Source organism: Halomonas sp. 25-S5, from assembly GCF_029889845.1.
In the GTDB taxonomy this organism is placed as follows: domain Bacteria; phylum Pseudomonadota; class Gammaproteobacteria; order Pseudomonadales; family Halomonadaceae; genus Halomonas.
The window spans coordinates 1-5,378 of sequence record NZ_JARANV010000048.1 but is presented as its reverse complement, the minus strand read 5'-3'; the positions used below and the strand labels follow the sequence as shown (position 1 = coordinate 5,378).

Here is a 5,378-nt window from a genome sequence, read left to right as displayed (position 1 = left end):
CGCGATCAGCATGGACGGCCGAGGTCGTGCGTTTGACAACATCTTCGTCGAACGGCTGTGGCGGACGCTCAAGTACGAGGACATCTATCTGAAGGGCTACGCCTCGGTCGGCGAGCTGACCGTCGGGCTGGCGGAGTACTTCCCGTTCTACAACGCGGAGCGACCCCACCAGTCCATGGGTTACCGAGCACCCGATGAGGTCTACCTGAGCGGCGTGGGTGGTGGTGCCTCCATACCCGATCACTTCGGGGGCCGAGGGGCTACATCGCAGAACGAAGCAACAGGGCAGCGCTGTGCCGCTGCGAACATGGCCGAGGCATTAGCTTAAACTCAGGCAAATTCTGTCTTGACCGTGGGGTCCACTTTACCGCAGGAAGCCGAAGAGGAAACCGTGCTCTCGTACGCTTGAGAGTTTTATTGATCCAGAAGATGATGCGATTGTGTGGCGTTGTCCCGTCTGTGGAGACAACGGAGCTATAAGCGGTTGGGAGGGAACGTTGTGGGATTTGTCAGAAGTATCCACGAGGCATTGAGTGTGAAGCCTTAACAAGTCGGTCAACCGGACGCCAAAAGCGTGGCGCTTTTGGTTCCCTCCGCTGCGCTCCGGCGCCGGTTACCTCAGCGTTATGTGAAAAGGAGATTCCGTGGCTTACTTTGAGTTGAAAGTACATGAGCAAATAGGCAAAAAAGAATTTGATGATCTCAAGGTCTCACTGAATGATCTTGGTTATGACGTCGAAATATCTGAGCATTCTAGCTCTGGACCATATGCATCTCTAGATTGGTTGATTCCGACAGGAATAGGTCTTTTTATATCCAAGCCATACTTTGAGACAATTCTTAAAAAGGCAGCTGAAGACCACTACTTACTACTGAAAGAAGCTTTTAAACGTTATTTGTACCCAAAAGGCATAAACCCAGAGAAAAACGAGTTCAAGCTTGTTACAAATGGAGGTGTAGAAAAAGAAACATTTTTCACGCTGCATTTCTCCATATATACAAAAATCTCAGATAGCAATGGGGATCTCACATTAAAACTTATGTTCCCGAAAGGGTGTAGTGCTGAATACTTTAATAAATCAATTGAGAAGTATTCCAACTTCGTGTCGGCATACATCGGCAGCGGTAGCGAGGCTGAGCTTGCAGATAAGCTTGTTGAGCTGGATTCGGGGCGTCGGTGGACGAAAATTTTGTGGCTAAGTGATAGATCGCAAGAGATAGAACTTGTCGATGTTGTGCTTAGCTCAAAAAACAAGACTTTTATATCCAACAAAATCACATAACAAACGCGTCAATTAGGACGCTCGCAAGCTCGCGCCTATTACGCGGGCGTTAGTTGCCAGACAAGGTTCTGAATAGTGGCAGAAAAAATATACTTCGATCACATCAACGAAATGACTGATAGCTACTTTCTTGAGTATTCGCCGCCTGTTGGCTCAATCCCCTTTGCCTCCCTCACCGTGACATATGTTTCCAACGTTGCAGATGAGAAGGTGGCCACAGACTTGAAAAAACTAGCTGGGAAATGGATCGCTCGGTATCCAGTGCCTGTTATGGCCAGTGCATTTAATAGGCACGGCGATCTTATTGATCTCGAAAATGTCCGTCCTATTAGTCATCTCACCGCTATCCTTGATGAAGGAAAGCCACGCTATCGGTGGGAACTTCTTGAAGATGAAGAGTTTCCAGAGGAACTGAAGTCCCCAGAGTATTTGATAAAAATATACTCTGACCTGAACTACAGAACTCAGAGCGAAGTCAGTGCCCAAGCACAAGAAAACCTGAAGCCAATACAGACAGCGAAAAGATTGCTGATTGTCTGGTCTGTCGTCGTGCCTGTTGCTATAGTGCTACTTGAGTTCTTTAGCCCTGTGTGGCTATCGGTAATTGCTCTGGTTTATAGCTTTTGGAAAGCCTACCAGCAGTGGTTAAAAATGACGGGGCGAAAGAAAAAATCAGATAGAGAGCTCGAAAGGGAAAAAGACTCTAGTTTGAAAGAGCATCACCACTATCACTGTAAGCTGAATCCAGATGGTTTTTTGAGGCTAAAAGTCGAGAATTTCCAGAAAGTGGAAGAAAATCAAATACAGAAGAAATATGACTCAATCTCGACAAGAAAATAACCAGTGCAGGTTGTCGGACAGGTACTCCGTTGCACTCCGTACCCGCCGCAACTGCAAGCGTTATGCGCCTTTACGACACATTCTGTCGTTTACGTGGCGGAAACTGATTGAAAGATGAGAAAAAGGGGCATAAATGTCGAATTTTGATAAAAGTTTTGAAGCTACACGGCTTGCTATGCTTGCCAAGCAATACCCTGGCATTGTGAAAGCAAACGGTGAAGTGGTTTTCTGTGCGGAAGATAATGAAGATCGCTTGAGCGGAACTCGCTGGAAGGTTGAGGATAACATTTTTGAGCAGGCTGCTGAATCAGGGTTCAAAGTACACCTGATCGAATTGCTTGATAATTTTATTGAGTATCGAGGTAAGTGTGCTGAGTTTCCCAAGAAAGAGGGCATAGTTCGATTTGGTAATGGCCAAATTAATGTGGATTGGTTGCCTGATGGCTCTACGGAGCTTTCTTAGGGAATTTTTTATGGATGCATTAGTTAATGATTACGCAAGGATATTGAGAGAGCTTAAGATCAGCTCGTTCAACCTTGAAGAAGACAAATACTCGGGTGTGTTTTTACCGGTTCCATTTTATGATTACTGGAGTTCAAATCTAAAAATCATGCTGGTTGGTCGGGAGACTGCGGGCTGGAACACTAATAACAACAAGAATAAGATAAATCGAGTGGCTGATTTTGTCGAAAAAGATAAAGTTTGCGAGCTTGTGTGTGAAGCGACTGAGCGCTATAAAAAACATCTTCCGGTGAGCAAGGGCGGAAAAGTTATTACAAAAACGCGAAGTCGTTTTAAACAATACTTTTTCCGGCTGGCGAAGGAGCTTGAAGTTGATCCTAAATCCATTGTTTATGCGAATGTGTTTGCGTGGGACTACAATAAGAAAAGCCCTAGAACACGCCCGAAAAATGAGGTCGAAGAAATAACGTCAATATCAAAAGAGTTTCTTGCAATACAGATCAAACACTTTCAGCCAGATGTTGTGGTTTTTGCGGCTGGCTTCGTTGGTATTGATCCAATAATAAAACAATTATTCAATGAAAAGTTTGGTGGTTATCGAAATAAAGAAGTGATTTCTGGGAAGTTCTGGGAGTTTGAGGCAGGCAATGCCACATGCTTTAGAATTGCTCATCCGAGAGCAACACATGGGCATGGGGAGTTCCGCGACAAGGTGATTCAGAGGATTAAATCTCGTGCTGCGGGCTAACAATTCGCATAACAAAGCATTGCAGCGGACAAGCCGCTGAATGCGGCGTTGCGCGCTGGGAGAATAGTGAATATCAAATGAACTCGCTGAACGAAGAATCGGCTAAGCGGTTGGAGCGCATGCGCATCGAGGGTAACCCGAAGTACGTTTGGCCTGAGGGCTGCTACGGTTCAGCAGTTGGCTGGCTAGTCTTTGTAGGCCCGAGTCCCGGCGGCGGCGAACGGGTAGGCCCCAGTCGAGCGCGAGTCATGGACAGCGGAGCGCCTCTATGGGATACGCCGTTCTTAGAACCATTCAGTGAGTGGAGCGCTGGATTCAGAGCATCGCTGAAACCACTCGTTGAAACCATTGTTGGGCGGTCCCTAGCGGCTGGCGGATCCAAGCTATACACTTTTGTCAATTTTCATTGGCAGCAAAACCCAGATGCTACGTCTGTTCCCTCGGACGGAATGCAAAGTGGTGCATCAGCGGTTTTGACAGTACTAGTGCAGATACGCCCACGCGTCATTGTGGCAATGGAGAAAAAATCCTACGATTTACTCATTCGCACGCTTAAAGATGCCGGATACACAATATCTTGTCCGGATGCATCTGTTTTTATCGAAATTAACGATAGAGGGTGCGCCCATAGGTTTATGCAGGGTTTTCGAATCGACGGCGAAGGCCCACTTTCAAAGGTCCTTGTGGTCCGATCGCCTCAGCATCCCGCACGAATGTACAACGTGCCCTATGCATATCGGTGCGCAAGGGCTATACGATCGTTTACAGATCAGTTGCTTGCTGGGAGATCGAATGTCATCGTGCAAGAACGCGCCCAACAAGTCGCTGCAGCCGACCATCAATCCGCTACGCGGGCTGACGGCGGTTGAGCCAAGCGTTAGAAGGCAAATGTGAACCACAGTTGACACATCGCCGCATGTGAACTACAGTTAGCATATGATAGAAGTCAGGACGACGGCTAGATTCACGAAATGGTTCAGATCCCTCAAGGACCGACGGGCAAAGTCTCGAATTCAGGCCCGGATTGATCGAGTCGAAATGGGCCATTTCGGCGATGTGGCACCCGTCGGGGAAGGCGTGAGTGAGTTGCGAATCTTCTACGGGCCCGGTTACAGAGTCTATTTTGTGCAGAAAGATGCTATTGTCGTGATACTTCTATCCGGCGGCGACAAAAGTTCTCAGAAAGCTGATATCGCCAAAGCCAAAGAAATTGCCAGGCAGTTGGAGGTATAAGGCTATGGGTATCAAAACTACGCGCTGGGATTCAGCAGAGCACCTGGAAACAGAAGAAGATATTCAACTGTATCTTGAGGCCTGCATCGAGGAAGCCGGTGACGATCCTGCATTCATTGTGCATGCCTTGAGTGTTATCGCGCGCGCCAGGAACATGAGCCAACTTGCACGAGATACAGGACTTACCCGGGAAGGCTTGTACAAAGCCTTATCACCCGACGGCAACCCTACTTTTGCTACGGTTGCAAAAGTGGCAAAGGCCCTTGGTTTACAGATCACTGTGCAGGCTCCCCATACAAAGCCTTCTAACAATCAATTGCACGAGACCAGCGATGCTGGCGCGTGAATGAGAGCGTTAGGCACTACATATGACGGTTCTTCGTCACTTCATGTGGATTTGGCCTGATCGAACAGGCGGCCTACCGGGCTGCCAATCAGGTAGATCATGGCGATGAAGTTGGCCTCGTTCCGGTAACCGCGTGCGCGTGACCGAGCCGCCTGGAACAGGCCGTTCATGCCTTCCAGTCGTGCGTTGGTCAGTCCCGAGATCCACCGCCTGACCACCGCGTCGGCGTGCCGCTCCAGCGTCGCCAGGGCCTTCCCCATCGGCTTCAGGAAAGGCTTCTCCGAGACCGCCGCCTTCATGACCTTGAGGTAGTTCGTGATACGCCACCGAGCCGCCCGCGGTGTCGGGGCCTTTTGGATCCAGCGCAGCTTCTCCTTGATCACCCAGGCGTCGGACGTGGCGCTCTGGTCGGCCACCAGCTCCTGGAGCGCCGCCAGCTGCTTGGGCGTCAGGTTCTCGTTGTCC

8 protein-coding genes are annotated in these 5,378 nt (G+C 48.9%); 7 read left to right on the top strand and 1 reads right to left on the bottom strand.

Annotated elements, in window-relative coordinates; genetic code table 11:
- The 7 genes from OP498_RS18100 to OP498_RS18070 form a co-directional block, all read left to right on the top strand.
- Window positions 1–328, top strand: a 328-nt coding sequence (locus OP498_RS18100) for an integrase core domain-containing protein (RefSeq protein WP_280554760.1), incomplete at its 5' end; no start/stop codon positions are given.
- 316 nt (window positions 329–644) lie between these two features.
- Window positions 645–1,283, top strand: coding sequence for a hypothetical protein (locus OP498_RS18095; protein ID WP_280554758.1), 639 nt, complete (start codon window positions 645–647; stop codon window positions 1,281–1,283).
- A gap of 75 nt (window positions 1,284–1,358) precedes the next feature.
- Window positions 1,359–2,123, top strand: coding sequence for a hypothetical protein (locus OP498_RS18090; protein WP_280554756.1), 765 nt, complete (start codon window positions 1,359–1,361; stop codon window positions 2,121–2,123).
- A gap of 133 nt (window positions 2,124–2,256) precedes the next feature.
- A complete protein-coding gene (locus OP498_RS18085; RefSeq protein ID WP_280554754.1) occupies window positions 2,257–2,586 on the top strand; it encodes a hypothetical protein in 330 nt (109 codons plus the stop codon).
- Window positions 2,587–2,596: 10 nt separating this feature from the next.
- Window positions 2,597–3,334 carry a hypothetical protein gene (locus OP498_RS18080; RefSeq protein ID WP_280554753.1) on the top strand — a complete coding sequence of 246 codons (738 nt, stop codon included), beginning with the start codon at window positions 2,597–2,599 and terminating at the stop codon, window positions 3,332–3,334.
- A 936-nt stretch (window positions 3,335–4,270) separates the two neighbouring features.
- Window positions 4,271–4,567, top strand: coding sequence for a type II toxin-antitoxin system RelE/ParE family toxin (locus tag OP498_RS18075; protein WP_280554752.1), 297 nt, complete (start codon window positions 4,271–4,273; stop codon window positions 4,565–4,567).
- A 4-nt stretch (window positions 4,568–4,571) separates the two neighbouring features.
- The gene (locus tag OP498_RS18070; RefSeq protein WP_280554751.1) at window positions 4,572–4,913 is read left to right on the top strand and encodes an addiction module antidote protein; all 342 of its coding nucleotides are present in this window, start codon (window positions 4,572–4,574) and stop codon (window positions 4,911–4,913) included.
- Between the two features lie 41 nt (window positions 4,914–4,954).
- Here OP498_RS18070 and OP498_RS18065 read toward each other — a convergent pair.
- A partial coding sequence (locus tag OP498_RS18065) for a transposase (protein ID WP_280554749.1) occupies window positions 4,955–5,378 on the bottom strand: 424 nt, incomplete at its 5' end.